The sequence below is a fragment of the Streptomyces sp. NPDC126503 genome (assembly GCF_040302405.1).
GTDB classification, from domain to species: Bacteria; Actinomycetota; Actinomycetes; order Streptomycetales; family Streptomycetaceae; genus Streptomyces; species Streptomyces gulbargensis.
The window spans coordinates 84,973-108,859 of sequence record NZ_JBEORS010000018.1 but is presented as its reverse complement, the minus strand read 5'-3'; the positions used below and the strand labels follow the sequence as shown (position 1 = coordinate 108,859).

Here is a 23,887-nt window from a genome sequence, read left to right as displayed (position 1 = left end):
TGGGCGCCCGCCCGCACGGCTCCGGATAGGCTCGATCCGCGGGCCGCGCCACGGGTCCGACCCGGGGGACGAGGAGGGGTCCGCCCCCGGGAGCCGACCTGCCGGAAGGAGCTTGCGGAATGACGGTGCCGGGGCGCAGGAGCAGTACCTTCACCCGGCTGCTGCGGCACGGGTTCACCGACCCCTCCGCGGCCGAACGGCTCCTGGACGTGCCCGAGCTCTCCGCCCTGCGCGGGGACCCCGTCCTCCTCGAAGCCCTGGGCGCCACCGCCGACCCCGACCTCGCCCTGCGCGGCCTGGTCAGGCTGGTCGAGGCGCAGTCCGACGCCGAGCGGCCCGCCCTCACCACCACCCTGCTCTCCGCCAAGCCCTTCCGGGACCGGCTCCTCGGCGTGCTCGGCACCTCCGAGGCGCTCGCCGACCACCTGGCCCGGCACCCCGGCGACTGGCGGTCCCTCGTCACGTACGAGGCGGCCGACCTGCGCCCCGGGCTCGCCGACTTCGAGCGGGGCCTCGCCGACGCCGACGACCCGGTCGCGCTCCGCGTCGCCTACCGCCGCTGCCTGCTCGCCATCGCCGCCCGAGACGTGTGCGGCACCAGCGGCGTGGCCCGGACCGCGGCGGAGCTCGCCGACCTGGCGACCGCGACCCTCCGCGCCGCCCTCGCCCTCGCCCGGGCAGCCGCTCCCGAGGACGCCGCCCTGTGCCGGCTCGCCGTCATCGCGATGGGCAAGTGCGGCGGCAACGAGCTGAACTACGTCTCGGACGTGGACGTGATCTTCGTCGGGGAGGCCGCCGACGGCGCCGACGAGGCCAAAGCGCTCCAGGCGGCCACCCGGCTCGCCGCCCACCTCATGCGGATCTGCTCCGAGACCACCGTCGAGGGCTCCATCTGGCCGGTCGACGCCAACCTGAGGCCCGAGGGCCGCAACGGCCCGCTGGTCCGCACCCTCGCCTCGCACCTCGCCTACTACCAGCGCTGGGCGAAGACGTGGGAGTTCCAGGCGCTCCTCAAGGCCCGCGCGGTCGCCGGCGACGAGGAGCTCGGCGCCCAGTACATCGACGCCGTCTCCCCGATGGTCTGGCAGGCCGCCGAGCGCGAGAACTTCGTCGCCGACGTGCAGAAGATGCGCCGCCGGGTCGTCGACAACATCCCCGTCGCCCAGGTCGAGCGCGAGCTCAAGCTCGGCCCCGGCGGCCTGCGCGACGTCGAGTTCGCCGTCCAGCTCCTCCAGCTGGTGCACGGCCGCAGCGACGCCACCCTGCACAGCGGCACCACCCTCGACGCGCTCGCCGCCCTCGCCGCCGGCGGCTACGTCGGCCGCGCGGACGCGGCCCAGCTCGACGAGGCGTACCGCTTCCTGCGCGCCATGGAGCACCGCATCCAGCTCCACCGGCTGCGCCGCACCCACCTCGTCCCCGAGGACGAGGCCGACCTGCGCCGCCTCGGCCGCTCCCTCGGACTGCGCACCGACCCGGTCGCGGAACTCAACCGCGAGTGGAAGCGGCACGCGGCCGTCGTCCGCCGCCTGCACGAGAAGCTCTTCTACCGGCCGCTGCTCGACGCCGTCGCCCAGCTCGCCCCCGGCGAGATCAGGCTCAGCCCCAAAGCCGCCGGGCAGCGCCTCGAAGCGCTCGGGTACGCCGACCCGGCCGCCGCCCTGCGCCACCTGGAGGCGCTGGCCTCCGGCGTCTCCCGCAAGGCCGCGATCCAGCGGACCCTGCTGCCCGTGCTGCTCGGCTGGTTCGCGGACTCCGCCGACCCCGACGCCGGACTGCTCGGCTTCCGCAAGGTCTCCGACGCCCTGGGCAAGACCCCCTGGTACCTGCGGCTGCTGCGCGACGAGGGCGCCGCCGCCGAGAACCTCGCCCGGGTGCTCTCCGCCGGCCGGCTCGCCCCCGACCTGCTGCTCCGCGCCCCCGAGGCGGTCGCCCTCCTCGGCGACCCGGAGGGCCTGAAGCCGCGTGACCGGGGCCACCTGGAGCAGGAGGTCCTCGCCGCGGTGAACCGCGCGGACGGTCCCGAGCAGGCCGTGGCGGCGGCCCGCGGGGTGCGCCGCCGGGAGCTGTTCCGTACCGCCGCCGCCGATCTCATCGGCTCGTACGGCACGGAGGACAGCCCCCGCGCCACCGAACCGGGCCCCCTGGTCGACCGGGTCGGCGCCGCGATCACCGACCTCACCGCGGCGACGATCGCGGGCGCGCTGCGGGCCGCCGTGCGGGCCGAGTGGGGGGACCGGCTGCCGACCCGGTTCGCCGTCATCGGCATGGGCCGCTTCGGCGGTCACGAGCTCGCGTACGGCTCCGACGCCGATGTCCTCTTCGTGCACGAGCCGCGCGAGGGAGTGGACGAACAGGAAGCGGCCCGGGCCGCGAACCGGGTGGTCTCGGAGATGCGCAGGCTGCTGCAACTCCCCACGACCGACCCGCCGTTGCTCATCGACGCCGACCTCAGGCCGGAGGGCAGGAGCGGCCCTCTCGTCCGCACCCTGAAGTCGTACGAGGCCTACTACCGCCGCTGGTCGCTCGGCTGGGAGAGCCAGGCCCTGCTGCGGGCCCAGGCCGTCGCGGGGGACGAGGAGCTGGGGGAACGGTTCCTCGCGCTCGCCGACCCCCTGCGCTACCCGGCTGACGGTCTCGGCGAGGACGCGGTCCGGGAGATCCGCCGCCTGAAGGCCCGCATGGAGTCCGAGCGGCTGCCGCGCGGCGCCGACCCGACCCTCCACACCAAGCTGGGCCGCGGCGGTCTGAGCGACGTCGAGTGGACGGTCCAGCTGATCCAGATGCGGCACGGCCACGCCCGGCCGGAACTGCGCACCACCCGCACCCGGCAGGCCCTCGCCGCCGCGTGCGCGGCCGGGCTCATCGCATCGGACGAGGCGCAGATCCTGGACGAGGCGTGGGTCCTCGCCACCCGGGTCCGCAACGCGGTGATGCTGGTCCGCGGCCGCCCCGGCGACACCTTCCCCGGTGATCCGCGCGAAATGGCCGCCGTGGGGCGGTACTTGGGGTACGGCCCCGGTCACGTCGGCGAGGCGGTCGAGGACTACCGCCGGGTCACCCGCCGGGCGCGGGCCGTGGTGGAGGACCTCTTCTACGGGGCGTAGTCCGCGACGGGCGCGTGCGCGGGCCCCGGGCCGCGCGCCCCCGCGGCGGATCGCCGCCGCGGAAGGGCCCGGCGCCTACGGCGTGGGAGCCGCGTCCCGCGCCCGGTCGCCGTCCGCCGGGGCCGCGCCGGCCGGGTCGTCCTCCCCGAGGAGGGCCCGCACATATGTCAGGTAGCCGGTGAGCGCCAGCTCGAAGGCCTGGTCGGCGCGGCCCTCCGGTACGGCTCCGAGGGCGCGGGCCAGGCGCGGGGTGGCCGTCTCGTCCGCGAGCTCCCACATGGCCTCGGGCGCGGCCAGGTCGAGCGCGGAGCCGAGGACCAGGTTCTCCAGGGCGATGATCACCGGCATGACGTCGGCCAGCGCGAACCCCGCTTCGAGGAGCCGGCCGACGGCCCGCTCGTACTGGTCGAGGACCTTCGGCGCCCGGACCGGCGAGGTGGTGAGCAGCGGGATCGTGCGCGGGTGGGCGGCGAACGCCGCCCGGTAGGACCGGGCCCAGGCCGCCATGCCGCGGTCCCAGGGCTCCAGGTCGAGGGTCTCCGTCTCGATGGCCGACGCGACCCGTTCGCGCAGCAGCTCCACGATCCCGTCCCGGCCGTCCACGTGGTGGTAGATGGACGCCGTCTGCACACCGAGCCGCCTGGCGATCTGGGGGACGCTGAACTCCCCCTGCTCGTCGACGATTTCGAGAGCCGTGGTGGTGATCCGCTCCCGGTCGAGGAGGGGTCTGCGCGGCCGGCCCATGAAACGTCACTCCCTGTTCAGGTCTTCCCGAATCGTCGGAGGCGAGGTTACATTGCCGCAACCAAAAGCCTTTAGGTTTTCTGCCGTGGAAGGGCTTCCCCACCCATGCCATCCGTCTCCCCGCCCGCCCCCGACGAACCCCCGGGACTGCGCACCGGCACGCTCACCACCGCCGACATCGCCTTCTTCGTCGTCTCCGCCGCCGCTCCGCTCACCGTCATGGCCGGTGTCGCGCCCGTCGCGATCCAACTCGGCGGCATCGGCGCCCCCGCCGGATACCTCCTCGCCGGCCTCACCCTCACCGTCTTCGCGGTCGGTTTCACCACCATGAGCCGCCACGTCCGCAGCGCCGGTGCCTTCTACGCGTACATCACCCGGGGACTCGGCAAGCCCGTCGGCATCGCCGCCGCCCTCGTCGCCATGCTCGGCTACAACGGCATGGAGATCGGTGTCTACGGCCTCCTCGGCACCGCCACCTCCGACACGAGCACCGCCCTGACCGGTACCGACATCCCCTGGCTGCCCGTCTCCCTCGCCGGGCTCCTGCTGATCTGGTACGGCGGCTACCGCTCCATCGACTTCGGCGCCAAGCTCCTCGGCGTCCTCCTCGTCGCCGAGACCGGCATCCTCGTGCTGCTCGCCGCGGGCGTCCTCCTCGACGGCGGCGCCCAGGGCCTCTCCCTCGGCGGCCTCGCCCCCGCGCACGTCCTCACCGGCGGCACCGCGGCCGTCCTGGCCTTCGCCTTCGCCGCCTTCACCGGCTTCGAGTCGACCGTCATCTACCGGCGCGAGGCCCGCGACCCCGCCCGGACCGTCCCCCGCGCCACCTACCTCGCCGTCGCCTTCCTCGGCCTCTTCTACGCCTTCGTCGTCTGGACCGTGGTCCAGGCCTTCGGCGAGGACAAGGTCGTCCGGGCCGCGGCCGACGACCCCGGCGGCCTCTTCTTCGCCGCCGTCACCACCTACGTCGGCGCCTGGGCCGCCGACCTGATGCACGTCCTCATCGTCACCAGCGTCCTCGCCTCCCTCCTCGCCTTCCACAACGCGATCAACCGGTACGCCCTCTCGCTCTCCGAGGAAGGCGTCCTGCCGAAGGCCCTCGGCCGGATCCACCCCCGCCACCGCTCCCCGTACGTCGCCGGAGCCGCCCAGACCGTGCTCGGCGCCCTGGTGGTCCTCGCCTTCGCGCTCGCCGGCGCCGACCCGTACCAGCAACTGCTGCTGTGGGTGAACACCCCCGGCATGCTCGGCCTCATGCTGCTCCAGCTGCTCGCCGCGCTGGCCGTGCCCTTCTTCTTCCGCCGCATCCGGCACACCGAGGGCGTCCTGCGCACGGTCGTCGCACCGGTCACCGCCTTCGTCCTGCTGGCCGGCGCGATCGTCCTCGTCACCACCCACATCGATCTGTTCACCGGGGCCTCGACCACCGTCAACACCGTCCTGGTCGCCCTCGCCCCCGCCGTCTTCCTCCTCGGGATCCTCCTCGCGTACCGGCTGCGCCGCACCCGGCCCGAGGTCTACGCCCGCTTCGCCGCCGAGCCCGAGCCCGAGCCCGAAGCCGGCCCCACCCGCACCACCGAGAACACCCCCGCCGATCCCCTCGCACCCGGAGACACCCCGTGCCCGCACCCGACCTCGTCCTCGTCGACGCCCGCGTCCGCGACCCCCACCCCACCGGCCACACCGCTGTCGCCGTCCACGGCGGACTGATCACCGCGATCGGCTCCGACGCCGAGGCCCGCGCCTGGGCCGGACCCGGCACCGAGACCGTCGACCTCGCGGGCGCCACCCTCACCCCCGGCCTCACCGACTCCCACAGCCACCCGGTCTGGGGCCTGGAGATGTTCACCGGCACCGACCTCTCGGCCGTCACCGACCTCGAAGGGCTGCGGGCCGCCCTGCGCACCGCCGAACGCCGTGACGGCTGGATCATCGGCCACGGCCTCGACCACAACGTCTTCGGCGGCCGGCCGGTCCACCGCTCCCTCGTCGAGGACGTCCTCGACGGCACCCCCGCCCTCCTGCGCCTCTACGACGGCCACTCCGCCCTGGCCAACGAGGCCGCGCTCAAGGCCGCCGGCATCGACGGCCCCCGCGCCTTCGACCAGCGCTCCGAGATCGTCTGCGACCCCGACGGCCGCCCGACCGGCCACCTGATCGAACACGCCGCCATGGACCTGATGACCCCGGTCCTGCCCGCCCAGCCCTACGCCGAGCGCCGCGACCGGCTCGTCGGCCTGCTGAGCGCCATGGCCGCCACCGGACTGACCGGCGCACACGTCATGGACCTCGGCGGCCACGACGTCCCCGGCCTGCTCGCCGCCGTCGAGGAGGACGGCGAGCTGCCGCTGCGCCTGCGCCTGGCCCCCTGGTGCATGCCGGGCGCGACCGCCGGCGAGCTGGACGCCTTCGTACGGCTCCAGGAGCGGGCCGGCCGGCTCTGGCGGGTCGGCGGCGTCAAGTTCTTCATGGACGGCACCGTCGAGGGCGGCACCGCCTGGCTGGAGCACGCCGACTGCCACGGCCGGGGCACCGAGGCCTTCTGGCCCGACCCGGAGGCGTACTCCGCGGCCGTACGCCACCTCCACCGCGCCGGTGTCGGGACCGCCACCCACGCCATCGGCGACGCCGCCGTCCGGCACGTCCTGGACACCGTGGAGGCGCTCGGGCCCGGCGGCCCCCGCCACCGGATCGAGCACATCGAGACCGTCCCCGACGACCAGCTCGGCCGGTTCGCCGCGCTCGGCGTCGTCGCCTCCATGCAGCCGCCGCACACCGCGTACACCCGCGCCGACCACACCGACCAGTGGTCGCGGCGGCTGGGGGAGGAGCGGGCCGGCCGGGCCTGGCGCTGCCGCGACCTGCGGGACGCGGGCGCGCACCTGGCGCTCGGCTCGGACTGGCCGATCGCCCACTACGACGCCCGGCAGGTCCTCGCCACCGCCCGGGCCCCGCGCGGCGCCGCCTCGGCCCGGCACGGGCTCACCGGCCTGATGGCCCTGGAGGGCATGACCACCCACGCGGCCTTCGCGGCGGGGGAGGAGGCGGTGGCCGGGCGGATCGCCCCGGGGTTCCGCGCGGACCTGACCGCCTTCGCGGCCGACCCGGTGGAGGCCCCGGCCGACGAGGTCGAACAGATCCCGGTCCGCCTGACCGTCGCCGGCGGCCGGATCACGTACCGGAGCTGACCCGCTCCTCGCGCGCCTCCGCGGCGTCCCGGTCCCCGGCCCGTACCTCGGCGTCCTGGGACGGGGCCTCCGCGGGGGCCTGCCCGGTGCCGTCGCCGGTCACCGGCACGCCCGCCGGTTCCACCGGTCCGACCAGCTTCGGCAGGCGGTGCGGCCAGGCGCCGTACAGGAGGAACGCGACGGCGAAGCCGAAGCCCAGGCAGACGATGCCACCGACCGCGTCCAGCCAGAAGTGGTTGGCGGTCGCCACGATCACGACGAGGGTGGCGGTCGGGTAGAGCAGGCCGAGGATGCGCGCCCACGGGGCCCGGGCCAGGAAGAAGATGGTGAGTCCGCACCACAGCGACCAGCCGATGTGCATCGACGGCATGGCCGCGTACTGGTTCGACATCTGCTTCAGGTCGCCCGACGCCATCGAGCCCCAGGTGTGGTGCACCAGGACCGTGTCGATGAAGTTCTGCCCGTTCATCAGCCGGGGCGGCGCGAGCGGGTACAGGTAGTAACCGACCAGGGCCACACCGGTGGTGGCGAACAGGACCGTGCGGAACGCGGCGTAACGGCCCGGCTGCCGGCGGTACAGCCACACCAGCACGCCGATCGTGACGACGAAGTGCAGCGTCGCGTAGTAGTAGTTCATCCCCACGATGAGCCACGTCACCGAGTTCACGGCGTGGTTGACCGTGTGCTCGAAGGCGAGCCCGAGGGACTCCTCGGTGCGCCAGATCCAGTCGGCGTTCCGCAGGGCCTGCGCCTTCTGCTCCGGCACCGCGTTGCGGATGAGGGAGTACACCCAGTAGCTGACCGCGATGAGCAGGATCTCGAACCAGATCCGGGGACGCCGGGGGCTGCGCGCGCGCAGCCAGGACCGTCCGCCGCCGGCCACGATGGGTGACGACGGGGTCGTCCGGTCGTCCAAACTCTTCACGGTCGTTTCACCCATAGGCAGAGAGTGTGCCAGATCCTCTTCCTCCGACCGATCATCCCTCCGACGGGTTCCGGGCGCACCCGGTCCCCCTCAAGGGGGATGCCGCCCCCGGGGGGCATCGGGGCCGCGAGGGGCCGGGCTCAGCCGCGCGGCGGGGGAGCCGAGGCCGTGGAGCCGCGGACGACCAGCTCGGGCATGAAGACGAACTCCGAGTGCGGGGCGGGCGTGCCGCCCACCTCCTCCAGGAGGGCGCGGACCGCCGCCTGCCCCATCGCCTGCACGGGCTGGCGGATGGTCGTCAGCGGCGGGTCGGTGAAGGCTATGAGCGGCGAGTCGTCGAAACCGACGACCGAGACGTCCCGGGGCACGCTCAGGCCCTGCTGCCGGGCGGCCCGGATCGCGCCGAGCGCCATCATGTCGCTCGCGCACACGACCGCCGTGCAGCCGGCCGCGATCAGGGCCCCGGCGGCCGCCTGGCCGCCCTCCAGGGTGAAGAGGGAGTGCTGGATCAGCCGCTCCGACTCCTCGGGCTCCAGGCCGAGCCGGTCCCGCATGCCCCGCTGGAAGCCCTCGATCTTGCGGAGCACCGGCACGAACCGCTTGGGGCCCACCGCGAGGCCGATCCGGGTGTGACCGAGCGCGGCCAGGTGCGTCACCGCCAGCTGCATCGCCGCCCGGTCGTCGGGCGACACGAAGGGCGCCTGGACCTTGGGGGAGAAGCCGTTGAGCAGGACGTAAGGGACGCCCTTGCCGCGCAGCTGGTCGTACCGGGTCATGTCGGCCGTGGTGTCGGCGTGCAGCCCGGAGACGAAGATGATGCCCGCGACCCCGCGCTCCACCAGCATGTCGGTGAGCTCGTCCTCGGTGGACCCGCCGGGGGTCTGCGTCGCGAGGACCGGGGTGTAGCCCTGACGGGTCAGGGCCTGCCCGATGACCTGCGCGAGGGCGGGGAAGATCGGGTTGTCCAGTTCGGGGGTGATGAGCCCGACGAGCCCCGCGCTGCGCTGGCGCAGGCGTACGGGCCGCTCGTACCCGAGCACGTCGAGCGCGGCAAGCACGGATTCACGGGTGGCCGAGGCCACACCGGGCTTGCCGTTGAGCACGCGGCTGACTGTGGCTTCACTGACCCCCGCCTGGGCTGCGATGTCGGCAAGCCGCGCGGTCATGAGAGTGGACTGTACCGGTCACCGCGCGTATTGCCCACCGCGCGGGTAGCGCAAGCGGCTCCGCAAAGTCTTGCAGGGTTTGCGGGGGCGCGTACGGGGTGAGTGGGGGCGGGGAGGCGCGCGGAGGGCGCCTGTGGCCTGGTGTCAAGCGACCCGTCGGCAACCTTCGGGACACGTGGATGTAACGATCCCCGGTCCTTGCAGAAATTTCTCGCAAGGTCTTTCGGCTCGTTTTCATCCCTGTTACGTTCCTGGCAACCCGGAGCGCCGCGAGGGAGCGGTCGCATGAGGAAGGTTCCAGCCCCTCGTCCCCCGGGATCAGTTGAAGGAGTTCACATGCGGCGTGGCATAGCGGCGACCGCGCTGGTCGCGGCCCTGGGCGTGACCCTGGCGGCGTGCGGCAGCGACAGCGATTCCAACGGCGGCGGTACCCAGGGCTCGGGCGAGCTCTCCGGCACCGTGACCTGGTGGGACACCTCGACGGTCGGTTCCGAGGACAAGGTCTTCAAGAAGCTCGCCGAGGGCTTCACCAAGAAGCACCCCAAGGTGACCGTCAAGTACGTGAACGTCCCGTTCGGCGAGGCGCAGAACAAGTTCAAGAACGCGGCCCAGTCCGGTTCCGGCGCCCCCGACGTCATCCGCTCCGAGGTCGCCTGGACCCCCGAGTTCGCGGACCTCGGCTACCTGGCCCCGCTCGACGGCACCGCGGCGCTGAAGGACAAGGACGACTTCCTCAAGCAGGCCGCCGCCTCCACCCAGTACAACGGCAAGACCTACGCCGTGCCGCAGGTCATCGACTCCATGGGCATCTTCTACAACAAGAAGATCTTCAAGGACGCCGGTGTCCAGGTCCCCAAGAGCATCGACGAGCTCAAGACCGTCTCCGCCACGATCAAGCAGAAGACCGGCAAGACCGGCCTGTACCTGCGCGGCGACGACGCCTACTGGTTCCTCTCCTTCCTGTACGGCGAGGGCGGCGACCTGGTCGACGCCGAGCAGAAGAAGATCACCATCGGCGACGAGTCCGGTGTGAAGGCCTTCAAGACCGTCAAGGACCTGGTCGACTCCAAGGCCGCGATCACCGACGCGACCAACGGCTGGGACAACATGCAGGCCGCCTTCAAGGACGGCAAGGTCGCCATGATGATCAACGGCCCGTGGGCCGTCTCCGACACCCTCGCGGGCAAGGAGTTCGGCGACAAGGCCAACCTGGGCATCGCCCCCGTCCCGGCCGGCTCGGCCGGCCAGGGCGCCCCGCAGGGCGGTCACAACCTCGCCGTCTACGCGGGCTCCAAGAACCTCGACGCCTCCTACGCCTTCGCCGAGTACATGACCTCGGCCGAGACGCAGCGCCAGGTCGCCAAGGAGCTCAGCCTCCTGCCGACCCGCCAGTCCGTCTACATCAAGCCGGACGTCGCGAGCAACGAGATGATCACCTTCTTCAAGCCGGTCGTCGACAAGGCCGTCGAGCGCCCGTGGATCCCCGAGGGCGGCAGCCTCTTCGAGCCGGTCAAGGTCGAGTACACCAAGGTCCTCACCGGCCAGACCACCCCGGACGCCGGCGCCAAGGCTGTCGCCGACGCCTACCGCAAGCTCCTGAAGGACTGGAAGTAAGAGGAAGGCAGGCCGGCTGATGGCTGTGGACACCCCCAGCCAGTCGGTGGCGAAGGCCGCGGGCGACAGCGTCGCCCGCGGCCGGGGCCGCGGAACTGGCACGGGCAAGCCGAGGGGCGCCTCGAAGCGCTCCCTCTCGACCCACTGGTACGCCTGGGCGCTCGTCGCGCCCGTCGTCGTCGTGATCGCCGTGATCATCGGCTATCCGCTCATCCGCGGCATCTACCTGTCGCTGACCGATGCCAACGAGCGGAACGTCGCGCGGTCGATCGGTGTCAACAACATCCCGGCCACCTACGAGTTCGTCGGCCTGGACAACTACACCGAGGCGATCTCCGGGAACCAGTTCCTCGGCACCCTCGGCTGGACGATCGTCTGGACCGTGTCCTGCGTGGCGCTCACCTTCGGCCTCGGCCTGGCCCTCGCCAACATCCTCAACCGCAGGATCGCCGGCCGCTCCCTCTACCGGATGCTGCTGATCCTGCCCTGGGCCGTCCCCGGCTTCGTGTCGGTCTTCGCCTGGCGCTTCCTGTACGACGAGCGCCGCGGCATCCTCAACCAGATCCTGGCGGGCGGCGGCATCGACGCCGTCCCGTGGCTCAACGACCCCACCTGGGCCAAGTTCTCGGTCATCGCCGTCAACGTCTGGCTCGGCGTCCCGTTCATGATGGTCGCCCTCCTCGGCGGGCTCCAGTCCATCCCCGGCGAGCTCTACGAGGCCGCCGAGATGGACGGGGCCAACGCCTGGCAGCGCTTCCGGCACATCACCATGCCCGGACTGCGGTCCGTCAGCACCACGGTGATCCTGCTCTCCACCATCTGGACCTTCAACATGTTCCCGGTGATCTTCCTGCTCACCCGGGGCGGGCCCGGCGAGGCCACCCAGATCCTCGTCACCCAGGCCTACAAGTTCTCCTTCGAGATCAGCCCGCGCGACTTCGCCCAGTCGTCCACGTGGGGCGTCCTCATCCTGGTCCTCCTGATGGTCTTCGCCGCGTTCTACCAGCGAGTCCTCCGCAAGCAGGGAGAAGTCTGGTGACCACCACGACCCCCACCGCCCGGCCCGTGAACGCCCCGGTCCGCGGCCGCCGCTCGCCGCTGGCCTCGGCCGGCCTGCACCTCACCCTGATCGTCGCCTCCGCGATCGCCGTCTTCCCGGTGCTGTGGGTCCTGCTGACCTCGCTCAAGCCCGCGAAGTACGCGACCACCACGGACTTCGTGAAGGAGACGACGCTCGAGAACTACACGAACCTGCTGAACGACACCCCGTTCCTCACCTGGTTCTGGAACTCGCTGCTCGTCGCCGGCCTCACCACCGTCGTCGGCGTCTTCATCTCCGCCACCACCGGCTACGCCGTCAGCCGCTTCCGCTTCCCGGGCAAGCGCGGCCTGATGTGGACCCTGCTCATCACGCAGATGTTCCCGGTCGCCGTCCTCATCGTGCCGATCTACAACATCATGTCGTCGATGGGGCTGCTCAACGAGCCGGCCGGCCTGGTCATCACCTACCTGACCATCGCCGTCCCGTTCTGCGCGTGGATGATGAAGGGCTTCTTCGACACCATCCCGCGCGAGATCGACGAGTCGGGGTACGTCGACGGCCTCACGCCCTTCGGCACCTTCTGGCGGCTGATCCTGCCGCTCGCCAAGCCGGGCATCGCGGTCACCGCCTTCTACTCCTTCATCACCGCCTGGGGCGAGGTCGCCTACGCCTCCGCCTTCATGGTCGGCGACGAGAACCTGACGCTGGCCGGCGGACTGCAGAAGTTCGTCAACCAGTACGGCGCCCAGTGGGGCCCGATGGCCGCGGCCTCCGTCCTCATCGCCGTCCCCGCCGCCCTGGTGTTCCTCTTCGCCCAGCGTCACCTCGTCACCGGCATGTCCGCCGGTGCCGTCAAGGGCTGACCGTTGGGCGCCCCACCTGTACGCCCCTCCTTACCTCCCAGGGAAGACATGACCCAGCACCTCGCCACCCCCGCCGACGCCCCCACCACCGGCACGCACACGGGCTGGTGGAGAGACGCGGTGATCTACCAGGTGTACCCGCGCAGCTTCGCCGACGGCAACGGCGACGGCATGGGTGACCTGGAGGGTGTCCGCAGCCGGCTGCCGTACCTCAAGGAGCTCGGCGTCGACGCCGTGTGGCTCTCCCCGTTCTACGCCTCCCCGCAGGCCGACGCCGGGTACGACGTCGCCGACTACCGGGCCATCGACCCCATGTTCGGCTCGCTCCTCGACGCCGACGCCCTGATCCGCGAGGCCCACGCCCTGGGCCTGCGCGTCATCGTCGACCTGGTGCCCAACCACTCCTCCGACCAGCACGAGTGGTTCCAGCGGGCGCTGCGCGAGGGCCCCGGGTCCCCGCTGCGCGAGCGCTACCACTTCCGCCCCGGCAAGGGCGCGAACGGCGAACTGCCGCCGAACGACTGGGAGTCGATCTTCGGCGGCCCCGCCTGGACCCGTACCGAGAACCCGGACGGCACCCCCGGCGAGTGGTACCTGCACCTCTTCGCCCCGGAGCAGCCCGACTTCAACTGGGAGCACCCGGCCGTACGGGACGAATTCCGCTCCATCCTGCGCTTCTGGCTCGACATGGGCGTCGACGGCTTCCGGGTGGACGTCGCCCACGGCCTGGTCAAGGCCGAGGGCCTGCCCGACATCGGCGCCCACGACCAGCTGAAGCTGCTCGGCAACGACGTCATGCCCTTCTTCGACCAGGACGGCGTCCACGAGATCTACCGCTCCTGGCGGAAGGTCCTCGCCGAGTACGACGGGGAGCGCGTCCTCGTCGCCGAGGCCTGGACCCCGACCGTGGACCGCACCGCCAACTACGTGCGCCCCGACGAGATGCACCAGGCGTTCAACTTCCAGTACCTGGGCACCCACTGGGACGCGGCCGAGCTGCGGACCGTCATCGACGCCTCGCTCGCCGCGATGCGCCCGGTCGGCGCCCCCACCACCTGGGTGCTGTCCAACCACGACGTCACCCGCCACGCCACCCGCTTCGCCAACCCGGCGGGCCTCGGCACCCAGCTGCGCACCCCGGGCGACCGGGAGCTGGGCCTGCGCCGGGCCCGGGCGGCGACCCTGCTGATGCTGGCCCTGCCCGGCTCCGCCTACGTCTACCAGGGCGAGGAGCTCGGCCTGCCGGACGTCACCGACCTGCCCGACGAGGTCCGCCAGGACCCCTCGTTCTGGCGGGCCAGCGGCCAGGACGGCTTCCGCGACGGCTGCCGGGTGCCGATCCCGTGGACCGTCGAGGGCTCCTCGTACGGCTTCGGCGACGGCGGCTCCTGGCTGCCGCAGCCGGCCACCTGGGGGAGCTTGAGCGTCGAGGCGCAGACCGGCGACCCCGGCTCCACCCTGGAGCTGTACCGCAGCGCGCTCGCCGTCCGGCGCGAGCGTCCCGAGCTCGGTGCGGGCGACTTCGTCGAGTGGCTGGAGGCACCCGAGGGTGTGCTCTCCTTCCGCCGCGGCGGATTCGTCTGCACCGCCAACACCACCGGCCGGGCCATCTCCGTCCCGCTGCCCGGCCGGTATCTCCTCTCCAACGAGCCCGTCGCCCCCGGCGACGGCGTCGTGGAGCTCCCCGCCGACACCACCGTCTGGTGGGCGGCGTGACGATCCCCCTGCCGCGGGGCGCCGGGAACGGCGCCCCGCGGCTCGCGGACATCGCGGCCCAGTCCGGGGTCAGCGAGGCCACCGTCAGCCGCGTCCTCAACGGCAAGGCGGGGGTGGCCGGCGCGACCCGGCACAAGGTGCTCGCGGCGCTCGACGTGCTCGGCTACGAGCGTCCCGTACGGCTCAAACGCCGCAGCGCCGGGCTCGTCGGCCTCGTCGTGCCCGAGCTGACCAACCCGATCTTCCCGGCCTTCGCGCAGGTCGTCGAGCAGGTCCTGGCCGGACACGGCTACACGCCCGTGCTCTGCACCCAGATGCCCGGCGGTGCCACCGAGGACGAGCTGGTCGACCAGCTCGTCGAGCGCGGTGTGGCCGGCATCGTCTTCCTCTCCGGGCTCCACGCCGACGCCTCCGCCGACCCCACCCGCTACGCGCGGCTGACCGAGCGCGGCGTGCCCTTCGTCCTCATCAACGGCTACAACGAGCGCATCGACGCCAACTTCGTCTCGCCCGACGACCGGGCCGCCGCCCGCATGGCCGTACGGCACCTGGTCGAACTCGGCCACGAGCGGATCGGCCTCGCCATCGGCCCCACCCGGTACGTGCCCTCGCGCCGCAAGGCCGAGGGGTTCACGGCCGAGCTGCGCGAACTCCTCGGCGTCGAACGGGACGAGGCCGAGCGGTTCATCCGGCCCACCCTGTTCGGTGTCGAGGGCGGCCACGCCGCCGCCGACGTCCTGCTGCGCGAGGGCTGCACGGGCATCGTCTGCGGCTCCGACCTGATGGCGCTCGGCGTGATCCGCGCGGTCCGGGCCCGCGGTCTCGACGTGCCCGGGGACGTCTCCGTCGTCGGCTTCGACGACTCGCCGCTCATCGCCTTCACCAGCCCGCCGCTCTCCACCGTCCGCCAGCCCGTGCAGGCCATGGCGACGGCCGCCGTCGGCGCGCTCCTGGAGGAGATCGAGGGCAACCCGGTGCAGCGCACGGAGTTCGTGTTCCAGCCGGAGCTGGTGGTGCGCGGTTCCACGGCGCAGCCGCCGCAGCCCGCCGCCTGACGGGCCGTCCGTTCGTAACTCCTTGCGCAACCTTTTGCGTTCGGTTGTGCGATGTATTGACCGCACGCCTGTGCGCCCCTACGGTCACGGCTGAAAACAGTTGCTGTCTCTTGCGGCAACTTCTTGCGAACCGCTCGTGCGGATCCGCTCTTGCGACAGGGACGTCGTACAGGAGGAAACATGGCAAGGAAGACCGTGGCCGCTGCCCTCGCCCTTGTGGCAGGAGCCGCTGTGGCCGTCACGGCACCGCCCGCCGCGCAGGCGGCCGCGCCCGGCCCCAAGGACGTCACCGCCGTGATGTTCGAATGGAACTTCGCCTCCGTGGCCAAGGCGTGCACCGACCAGCTGGGCCCCGCCGGTTACGGATACGTCCAGGTCTCCCCGCCCCAGGAGCGCATCCAGGGCGCCCAGTGGTGGACCGCGTACCAGCCCGTCAGCTACAAGATCGCCGGCCCGCTCGGCGACCGCGCCGCCTTCAAGAGCATGGTCGACACCTGCCACGCCGCCGGCGTGAAGGTGGTCGCCGACACCGTCATCAACCACATGGCGAACGCCTCGGGCACGGGAACGGGCGGGACCTCGTTCTCCAAGTACGCCTACCCGGGCCTCTACTCGGGCGCCGACATGGATGACTGCCGCACGGTCATCTCGAACTACCAGGACCGGGCCAACGTCCAGAACTGCGAGCTGGTCGGCCTGCCCGACCTCGACACCGGGGAGGACTGGGTGCGCGGCCGGATAGCCGCCTACATGAACGACCTCCTGACGCTCGGCGTCGACGGCTTCCGCATCGACGCCGCCAAGCACATGCCGGCCGCCGACCTCGCGAACATCAAGTCCCGGCTGACGAACCCTTCCGTCCACTGGAAGCAGGAGGCCATCTTCGGCGCGGGCGAGGCCGTCTCGCCGAGCGAGTACCTCGGCAACGGCGACGTCCAGGAGTTCCGCTACGCCCGCGACCTCAAGCGGGTCCTGCAGAACGAGAAGCTCGCCCACCTCAAGAACTTCGGCGAGGCCTGGGGTTACATGCCCTCCGGTCAGTCCGGCGTCTTCGTCGACAACCACGACACCGAGCGCGGCGGCGACACCCTCAACTACAAGGACGGCGCGAACTACACCCTCGCCTCCGTCTTCATGCTCGCCTGGCCGTACGGCTCCCCGGACGTCCACTCCGGCTACGAGTGGACCGACAAGGACGCCGGCGCCCCGAACGGCAACCGGGTCGACGCCTGCTACAGCAACGGCTGGAAGTGCCAGCACGCCTGGCGCGAGATCGCCTCCATGGTCGGCTTCCGCAACACCGCCCGCGGCCAGGGCGTCACGGACTGGTGGGACAACGGCAACAACGCCATCGCGTTCGGCCGCGGCTCCAAGGCCTACGTGGTGATCAACCGCGAGTCCTCGGCCCTCGGCCGCACCTTCCAGACCTCGCTGCCCGCCGGCACCTACTGCGACGTCCAGTCCGGCAACCCCGTCACGGTGAACGCCGCCGGCCAGTTCACCGCCACCCTCGGCGCCCACACCGCGCTCGCCCTGCACACCGGCGCCACGAGCTGCGGCAGCGGCACCACCCCGCCCCCGGCCACCGCCGGCGCCTCCTTCAACGTCACCGCCACCACGGTGACCGGCCAGAACATTTACGTCACCGGCAACCGCGCCGAGCTCGGCAACTGGAACCCGGCCGCCGCCCCCAAGCTCGACCCGGCCGCCTACCCCGTCTGGAAGCTGGCCGTGAACCTGCCCGCCGGCACGGTCTTCGAGTACAAGTACGTCCGCAAGGACGCGGCCGGCAACGTGACCTGGGAGTCCGGCGCCAACCGCACCGCGACCGTCCCCGCCTCCGGCCAGGTCGTCCTGAACGACACCTTCCGCAACTGAGCCGTCCACCCCAGGGGCCGCCCCGCCCGGGCGGCCCCCTCTTCCCGTCCCTCCAGGGAGCTCCCCCGTGATACGCAAGAGAACGGCGGTCACCCTGGCCGCCGCCCTGTGCGCGGCCCTCGTGCCCGCCCTCCCGGCCGGCGCGGCCCCCCGCCCGCCCGCCCCGCCCTCCGACCGGGCCCTCGCGGCGCAGCCCGCCCGCCAGGACCTCACCCGCGAGCAGTTCTACTTCGTCCTGCCCGACCGCTTCGCCAACGGCTCCACCGCCAACGACCGCGGCGGCCTGACCGGCGGACGCCTGGACACCGGCTTCGACCCGTCCGACAAGGGCTTCTACCAGGGCGGCGACCTCAAGGGCCTCACCCGGCGCCTCGACTACATCAAGGGCCTCGGCACCACCGCCATCTGGATGGCGCCGATCTTCAAGAACCGGCCCGTGCAGGGCACCGGCAAGGACGCCTCGGCCGGCTACCACGGCTACTGGATCACCGACTTCACCCAGGTCGACCCGCACTTCGGCACCAACGAGGACCTGGAGAGGCTGATCGAGGCCGCCCACGCCAAGGGCATGAAGGTCTTCTTCGACGTCATCACCAACCACACCGCCGACACCGTCGACTACGCCGAGAAGAAGTACGGCTACCGGCCCAAGGGCGCCTACCCGTACCTCGACAAGGACGGCCGCCCCTTCGACGACCGCACGGCCGTCGGCCGGGTCGACGCCGACTCCTTCCCGTACACCCCGGTCGAGAAGGCGAACACCAAGGTCCCGTCCTGGCTCAACGACCCGACGATGTACCACAACCGGGGCGACTCCACCTGGGCCGGCGAATCCGCCGAGTACGGCGACTTCGTCGGCCTGGACGACCTGTGGACCGAGCGCCCCGAGGTCGTCGAGGGCATGAAGCGGATCTACGAGAAGTGGGTCCACGACTTCAAGATCGACGGCTTCCGCGTCGACACCGTCAAACACGTGGATCTGGACTTCTGGACCCAGTGGGCCACCGCGCTCGACGCCTACGCCAAGAAGCGGGGCCGCGAGGACTTCTTCATGTTCGGCGAGGTCTACTCCGCCGACCCCGCCGTCACCGCCCCCTACGTCACCCGCGGCCGGCTCGACGCCACCCTGGACTTCCCCTTCCAGGACGCGGCCCGCGCCTTCGCCTCCCAGGGCGCCGGCGCCGACCGGCTCGCCCGGGTCTTCGCCGAGGACCACCGCTACACCACCGACAAGGCCAACGCCTACGAGCAGGTCACCTTCCTCGGCAACCACGACATGGGCCGCATCGGCGCCTTCCTCAAGCAGGACAACCCGAACGCCTCCGACGCCGAACTCGTCCGCCGGGCCACCCTCGCCAACGAGCTGATGTTCTTCTCGCGCGGCAACCCGGTCATCTACTACGGCGACGAGCAGGGCTTCACCGGCCCCGGCGGCGACAAGGACGCCCGCCAGACCCTCTTCGCCTCGAAGACCGCCGACTACCTCGACGACGACCAGCTCGGCACCGACCGGACGCACGCCACCGACGCGTACGACACCGGCCACCCCGTCTACCGGTCCATCGCCGCCCTGTCGAAGCTCACCAAGGCGCACCCCGCCCTGCGCGACGGCATCCAGCGGGAACGGTACGCCGAGGGCCCCGTCTACGCCTTCACCCGCACCGACGCGAAGGACCGCACCGAGTACCTGGTCGCCGCCAACAGCTCCACCGCGCCCAGGACCGTCACCGTCCCCGTCGACGCCACCGCCTTCACCACCCTGTACGGCGGCCGGGGCGCCGTCACCGCGAAGGACGGGGCCGTGACCGTCACCGTCCCGGCCCTCTCCTCCCTGGTCCTGCGGGCCGGCGCCCCGCTCCCGGTCCCCGCCACCGGCCCGTCGGTCACCCTGAAGGCCCCGGCCGCCGGCGCCACCGGCACCGTCGAGATCACCGCCGGCGTCGACGGCGGCGGCCTCAACCGCGTCGTCTTCGCCGCGCAGACTGGAGACGGTCGCTGGCAGACCCTCGGCACCGCCGACCACGCCCCCTACAAGGTCACCCACCACGTCACCGCGCCCGCCGGCACCCCGCTGCGCTACAAGGCCGTCGCCGTCGACGCCGCCGGACGCACCGCGAGCGCCACCGCCGCCACCACGGCAGGCGCGCCCCCCGCCCCCGAGAAGCCCGTGGCCGTCGAGCGGCCCTACGCCGTCGTCCACTACCAGCGGCCCGGCGGCGACTACGACGGCTGGAAGCTGAAGGCGGCCGGCCAGGAAGCCGCCTTCACCGGACGGGACGCCCACGGCGCCTTCGCCTGGGTGAAGGTCCCCGAGGGCGCCTCCTCGCTCCCGTACACCGTCGAGAAGGACGGCACCGCCGACGGCCCGCAGCGAAGCATCACCCTCGGCCGCACCGGCGAGGTCTGGATCACGCAGGGCCGCGACGGCCAGTCCGACACCGCCCCCGCCCCCGCGCCCCAGGACAAGGGCAAGGCCGTCCTCCACTACCAGCGCGCGGACGGCGACTACGACGGCTGGGGCCTGCACACCTGGACCGGCGCCGCCCAGCCGACCGACTGGTCCAAGCCGCTCCTGCCGGTCCGCGTCGACGCGTACGGCGCCGTCTTCGAGGTGCCGCTCGCCCCGGGCGCGACCTCCCTCTCGTACATCCTCCACAAGGGCGACCAGAAGGACCTGCCCACCGACCAGTCCCTCGACCTCGCCACCCACGGCCACGAGGTCTGGCTGCTCGGCGGACAGCAGAAGTACCTCCTGCCGATGGCCGGCGGCACCCCGAACCTCGACCTCAGCAAGGCCGAGGCCCAGTGGATCGACCGGAACACCGTCGTCTGGAAGGTCAAGGCCACCGACGCCACCAGCCAGCAGCTGGTGTACGCCGAGAACGGCGGCATCACCGTCACCGACGGCGCCCTGAGCGACGAGGGCCGCTGGCTGCGCCTGAACCCCGGCACCCTCACCGACGCCCAGAAGGCGAAGTTCCCCCACCTCAAGGACTTCCCGGCCTTCACCGTCGACCCGCGCGACGCCGACCGGGTCCGCTCCTCCCTGCGCGGCCAGCTCGTCGCCACCCAGCGGGCCGCCAACGGCGCCCTGCTCGCCGCCACCGGCGTGCAGACCGCCGGTGTCCTCGACGACCTGTACGCGCCGAAGGCGACGAAGGCCGCCCTCGGCCCCGTCTTCCGCGACGGCCGCGTCACCCTCTCCGTCTGGGCCCCCACCGCCCAGTCCGTCGCGCTCGAACTCGACGGCAGGACCGTGCCCATGCGGCGCGACGAGGCCACCGGCGTCTGGTCGGTCACCGGCCCGAAGTCCTGGGCGGGCAAGCCCTACCGGTATGCGGTGAAGGTCTGGGCGCCCACCGTCCAGAAGGTCGTCCTCAACAAGGTCACCGACCCCTACTCCACCGCCCTCACCACCGACTCCACCCACAGCCTCGCCGTCGACCTCACCTCCCCGGCGCTGGCCCCCAAGGGCTGGAAGGACCTGCGCAAGCCGGCCGCCGTGCCCCTGCGCGACGCCCAGATCCAGGAACTCCACGTCCGCGACTTCTCCGTCGCCGACCCGACCACGCCCGCCGCGCACCGGGGCACCTACCTGGCCTTCACCGACCAGGACAGCAAGGGCTCGAAGCACCTCAAGGCGCTCGCCGACTCCGGTACCTCCCACGTCCACCTGCTGCCGGTCTTCGACATCGGCACCGTCCCCGAGAAGAAGTCCGCGCAGACCGCCCCCGCCTGCGACCTGAAGGTCTACGCCCCCGACTCCGAGGAGCAGCAGGCCTGCGTGGCCGCCGCCGCGGCCAAGGACGCCTACAACTGGGGCTACGACCCGCTGCACTACACCGTCCCCGAGGGCTCCTACGCCACCGACCCGAACGGCACCCGCCGCACGGTCGAGTTCCGGCGGATGGTCCAGGCCCTCAACGGCCAGGGCCTGCGCACCGTCATGGACGTCGTCTACAACCACACCGTCGCCGCCGGACAGTCCGACAAGTCCGTCCTCGACCGGATCGTGCCCGGCTACTACCAGCGCCTCCAGGCCGACGGCACCGTCGCCACCTCCACATGCTGCGCCAACACCGCGCCCGAGAACGCGATGATGGGCAAGCTCGTCGTCGACTCGGTCGTCACCTGGGCCAAGCAGTACAAGGTCGACGGCTTCCGCTTCGACCTCATGGGCCACCACCCGAAGGAGAACATCCTCGCCGTCCGCGAGGCCCTCGACGCGCTCACCGTCGAGAAGGACGGTGTCGACGGCAAGGCGATCATCCTCTACGGCGAGGGCTGGAACTTCGGCGAGATCGCCGACGACGCCCGCTTCGTCCAGGCCACCCAGAAGAACATGGCCGGCACCGGCATCGCCACCTTCTCCGACCGGGCCCGCGACGCCGTGCGCGGCGGCGGCCCCTTCGACGAGGACCCCGGCGTCCAGGGCTTCGCCTCCGGCCTCGCCACCGACCCCAACTCCTCGCCCGCCAACGGTTCCCCGGAGCAGCAGAAGGCCCGTCTCCTGCACTACCAGGACCTCATCAAGGTCGGCCTGTCCGGCAACCTCGCCTCCTACACCTTCACCGACACCTCCGGGCGTACGGTCAAGGGCTCCGAGGTCGACTACAACGGCTCCCCGGCCGGCTACGCCGCCGCCCCCGGAGAGGCCCTCGCCTACGCCGACGCCCACGACAACGAGACCCTTTACGACGCGCTCGCCTTCAAGCTCCCGGCGGACACGTCCCCGGCGGACCGGGCCCGCGCCCAGGTCCTCGCCATGGCGACGGCCACCCTCTCGCAGGGCCCGGCGCTCTCCCAGGCCGGTTCGGACCTGCTGCGCTCCAAGTCCCTCGACCGCAACTCCTACGACAGCGGCGACTGGTTCAACGCCCTCCACTGGGACTGCCGCGACGGCAACGGCTTCGGCCGCGGCCTCCCGCCGGCCGCCGACAACAAGGCCAAGTGGCCCTACGGCAAGCCGCTGCTCACCCAGCCGTCCCTGACGGTCGGGTGCGCCGAGATCGAGGGTGCCTCCGCCGCCTACCGGGACCTCCAGAAGATCCGTACCGGCGAGCCGGCGTTCTCCCTGGCCACGGCGGGTCAGGTGCAGGATGCCCTGTCCTTCCCGCTCTCCGGGCCCGCCGAGACCCCGGGCGTGATCACCATGCGCCTCGGTGACCTGGTGGTCGTCTTCAACGCCGCCCCTCGGACCCACGCGCAGACGGTCCCCGGCCTCGCCGGGAAGGCGTACGCGCTCCACCCGGTCCAGGCGAACGGCTCCGACCCGGTGACCAGGTCCGCCTCGTACGAGGCCGGTTCGGGCACCTTCACCGTCCCGGCCCGCACGGTCGCGGTCTTCAAGGCCACCGGCTGACCGGCCCCTCACGCGCGACCGCCGCCCCGGCACCGGAACCCTCCGGCGCCGGGGCGGCGGCGCGTCGGACGGGCGCCGCCGGCCCCCCCGTGTCCGCCCGTCGGAAGGTCACTTGTGCGGTCGGGGCGATTCCCGTCAGGGTGTGGCCCGACACCATCCTCACCAGGAGTGACCCCATGCCGCAGATCACCGTCGACTACTCCGCGCCCCTCGACCGGCGCGGTTTCGCGCTCGCCCTGCACCCGCTCGTCGTGGAGACCGTCGACACGCAGCTCGAGGCCTGCAAGACCCGCTTCCGCGAGGTGGAGGAGACGGTCGTCGGCGACGGTTCCACCGAGGACGCCGTCGTCCACGTCGAGATCGCCCTGCTCGCCGGCCGCACGGACGAGGTACGGGCGCGGCTCTCCGAGGCCGTGCTCGGCCTGCTGCCCCGCCACCTGAAGACGACCGACGGCGTACGGCTCTCCGTCGAGGTCCGCGACCTCGAACCGTCCTACCGCAAGCGCTGATCCGGCACCCGCGGCAGCAGCGCGGAGAGCCGCGTCACCAGGTCCGCGAAGGGCCCGTCGGCATCCTCGCCGGCGAGGATGCCGACCAGGACGTCCGCCACCTCCGTGTCGTACGCGGCGCTCACCGCGGCCAGCGCCGCGAAGTCGTGCACGAGCTGCAGCTCCAGCTCCGCGCGCGGCACCCGGCGGCCGTCCAGCCACAGCAGGGCCGTCGACTCGGCGAGCGACACCCAGGAACGGACGACCAGTTCGAGCCGGGGCGAGGGGCTGCGGACCTCCAGGTGCGCGAGGATCTGCTCGTAGGCGGCCTGCCGCACCTCGTCGATCATCGCGTTCGTCGTGGACGAGCCCACGGCCGGGCCGCCGCGCATCAGCGCCGCGAACCCCGGCCCGTGGTCGTCCACGAAGTCGAAGAACCGGCCCATCACCCGCAGCAGCCGCGCCCCCAGCGGGCCGTCGGGGGGCTCCAGGAAACGGGCGGCGAGCTCGTCGGCCGCGCGCCGCAGCGCCGCCTCGTACAGGCTCTGCTTGCCGGGGAAGTAGTGGTACACCAGCGGGCGCGAGATCCCGGCGGCCGCCGCGATCTCGTCGATGGACACCTCGTCGGGAGAGCGGTGGCTGAAGAGTTCGAGGGCCACCCCGATCAGCTGCTGCTTGCGCTCCTCGACGCCCATCCTGCGGCGCACCCCGGTCGTCATGCGAACAGCCTAACGGGGTC

At 72.3% G+C, this 23,887-nt stretch carries 15 protein-coding genes; 11 read left to right on the top strand and 4 right to left on the bottom strand.

Features of this window, described 5'->3' with window-relative positions:
- The first annotated feature begins 119 nt into the window (after window positions 1-119).
- Window positions 120-3,107, top strand: a complete 2,988-nt coding sequence (locus ABTY40_RS22680; protein WP_352061196.1) for a bifunctional [glutamine synthetase] adenylyltransferase/[glutamine synthetase]-adenylyl-L-tyrosine phosphorylase — start codon at window positions 120-122, stop codon at window positions 3,105-3,107.
- Window positions 3,108-3,182: 75 nt separating this feature from the next.
- Here the strand turns inward: ABTY40_RS22680 and ABTY40_RS22675 are convergent, their stop codons facing one another.
- Window positions 3,183-3,851 carry a TetR/AcrR family transcriptional regulator C-terminal domain-containing protein gene (locus ABTY40_RS22675; RefSeq protein WP_352061195.1) on the bottom strand — a complete coding sequence of 223 codons (669 nt, stop codon included), beginning with the start codon at window positions 3,849-3,851 and terminating at the stop codon, window positions 3,183-3,185.
- Between the two features lie 105 nt (window positions 3,852-3,956).
- On the opposite strand from ABTY40_RS22675, the gene ABTY40_RS22670 reads away from it, so the two are divergent.
- Both ABTY40_RS22670 and ABTY40_RS22665 read left to right on the top strand, forming a co-directional pair.
- Window positions 3,957-5,561: an APC family permease gene (locus ABTY40_RS22670; protein WP_352061194.1), complete on the top strand. Its 1,605-nt coding sequence runs from the start codon at window positions 3,957-3,959 to the stop codon at window positions 5,559-5,561.
- Window positions 5,471-7,039, top strand: a complete 1,569-nt coding sequence (locus tag ABTY40_RS22665; RefSeq protein WP_352061193.1) for an amidohydrolase — start codon at window positions 5,471-5,473, stop codon at window positions 7,037-7,039. Before ABTY40_RS22670 ends, ABTY40_RS22665 begins: the two co-directional genes overlap by 91 nt.
- Here ABTY40_RS22665 and ABTY40_RS22660 read toward each other — a convergent pair.
- Complete coding sequence (locus tag ABTY40_RS22660) at window positions 7,023-7,979, bottom strand: phosphatase PAP2 family protein (RefSeq protein WP_352061192.1); 957 nt, start codon at window positions 7,977-7,979, stop codon at window positions 7,023-7,025. The genes ABTY40_RS22665 and ABTY40_RS22660 overlap by 17 nt on opposite strands.
- Window positions 7,980-8,104: 125 nt before the next feature.
- Window positions 8,105-9,130, bottom strand: a complete 1,026-nt coding sequence (locus tag ABTY40_RS22655; protein WP_352061191.1) for a LacI family DNA-binding transcriptional regulator — start codon at window positions 9,128-9,130, stop codon at window positions 8,105-8,107.
- Window positions 9,131-9,466: 336 nt separating this feature from the next.
- Between ABTY40_RS22655 and ABTY40_RS22650 the strand changes: the two genes are divergently transcribed.
- From ABTY40_RS22650 to ABTY40_RS22615, 8 genes are all read left to right on the top strand, one after another.
- The gene (locus ABTY40_RS22650) at window positions 9,467-10,744 is read left to right on the top strand and encodes an extracellular solute-binding protein (RefSeq protein WP_352061190.1); all 1,278 of its coding nucleotides are present in this window, start codon (window positions 9,467-9,469) and stop codon (window positions 10,742-10,744) included.
- A gap of 19 nt (window positions 10,745-10,763) precedes the next feature.
- Complete coding sequence (locus ABTY40_RS22645; protein WP_352061189.1) at window positions 10,764-11,783, top strand: carbohydrate ABC transporter permease; 1,020 nt, start codon at window positions 10,764-10,766, stop codon at window positions 11,781-11,783.
- Window positions 11,777-12,649: a sugar ABC transporter permease gene (locus ABTY40_RS22640; RefSeq protein WP_502990642.1), complete on the top strand. Its 873-nt coding sequence runs from the start codon at window positions 11,777-11,779 to the stop codon at window positions 12,647-12,649. The genes ABTY40_RS22645 and ABTY40_RS22640 overlap by 7 nt, the downstream gene beginning before the upstream one ends.
- 48 nt (window positions 12,650-12,697) lie before the next feature.
- Complete coding sequence (locus ABTY40_RS22635) at window positions 12,698-14,365, top strand: glycoside hydrolase family 13 protein (protein WP_352061187.1); 1,668 nt, start codon at window positions 12,698-12,700, stop codon at window positions 14,363-14,365.
- Entirely contained in the window at window positions 14,353-15,420 is a 1,068-nt protein-coding gene (locus ABTY40_RS22630) for a LacI family DNA-binding transcriptional regulator (protein ID WP_352061186.1), read from the top strand. The genes ABTY40_RS22635 and ABTY40_RS22630 overlap by 13 nt, the downstream gene beginning before the upstream one ends.
- A gap of 180 nt (window positions 15,421-15,600) precedes the next feature.
- Window positions 15,601-17,298, top strand: a complete 1,698-nt coding sequence (locus ABTY40_RS22625) for a carbohydrate-binding module family 20 domain-containing protein (RefSeq protein ID WP_352061185.1) — start codon at window positions 15,601-15,603, stop codon at window positions 17,296-17,298.
- A gap of 67 nt (window positions 17,299-17,365) precedes the next feature.
- Window positions 17,366-22,660 carry a pullulanase-type alpha-1,6-glucosidase gene (gene pulA / locus ABTY40_RS22620; protein WP_352061184.1) on the top strand — a complete coding sequence of 1,765 codons (5,295 nt, stop codon included), beginning with the start codon at window positions 17,366-17,368 and terminating at the stop codon, window positions 22,658-22,660.
- 176 nt (window positions 22,661-22,836) lie between these two features.
- Complete coding sequence (locus tag ABTY40_RS22615) at window positions 22,837-23,169, top strand: 5-carboxymethyl-2-hydroxymuconate Delta-isomerase (RefSeq protein ID WP_352061183.1); 333 nt, start codon at window positions 22,837-22,839, stop codon at window positions 23,167-23,169.
- Here the strand turns inward: ABTY40_RS22615 and ABTY40_RS22610 are convergent.
- Entirely contained in the window at window positions 23,154-23,867 is a 714-nt protein-coding gene (locus ABTY40_RS22610) for a TetR/AcrR family transcriptional regulator (RefSeq protein WP_352061182.1), read from the bottom strand. The genes ABTY40_RS22615 and ABTY40_RS22610 overlap by 16 nt on opposite strands.
- Window positions 23,868-23,887 lie beyond the last annotated feature (20 nt).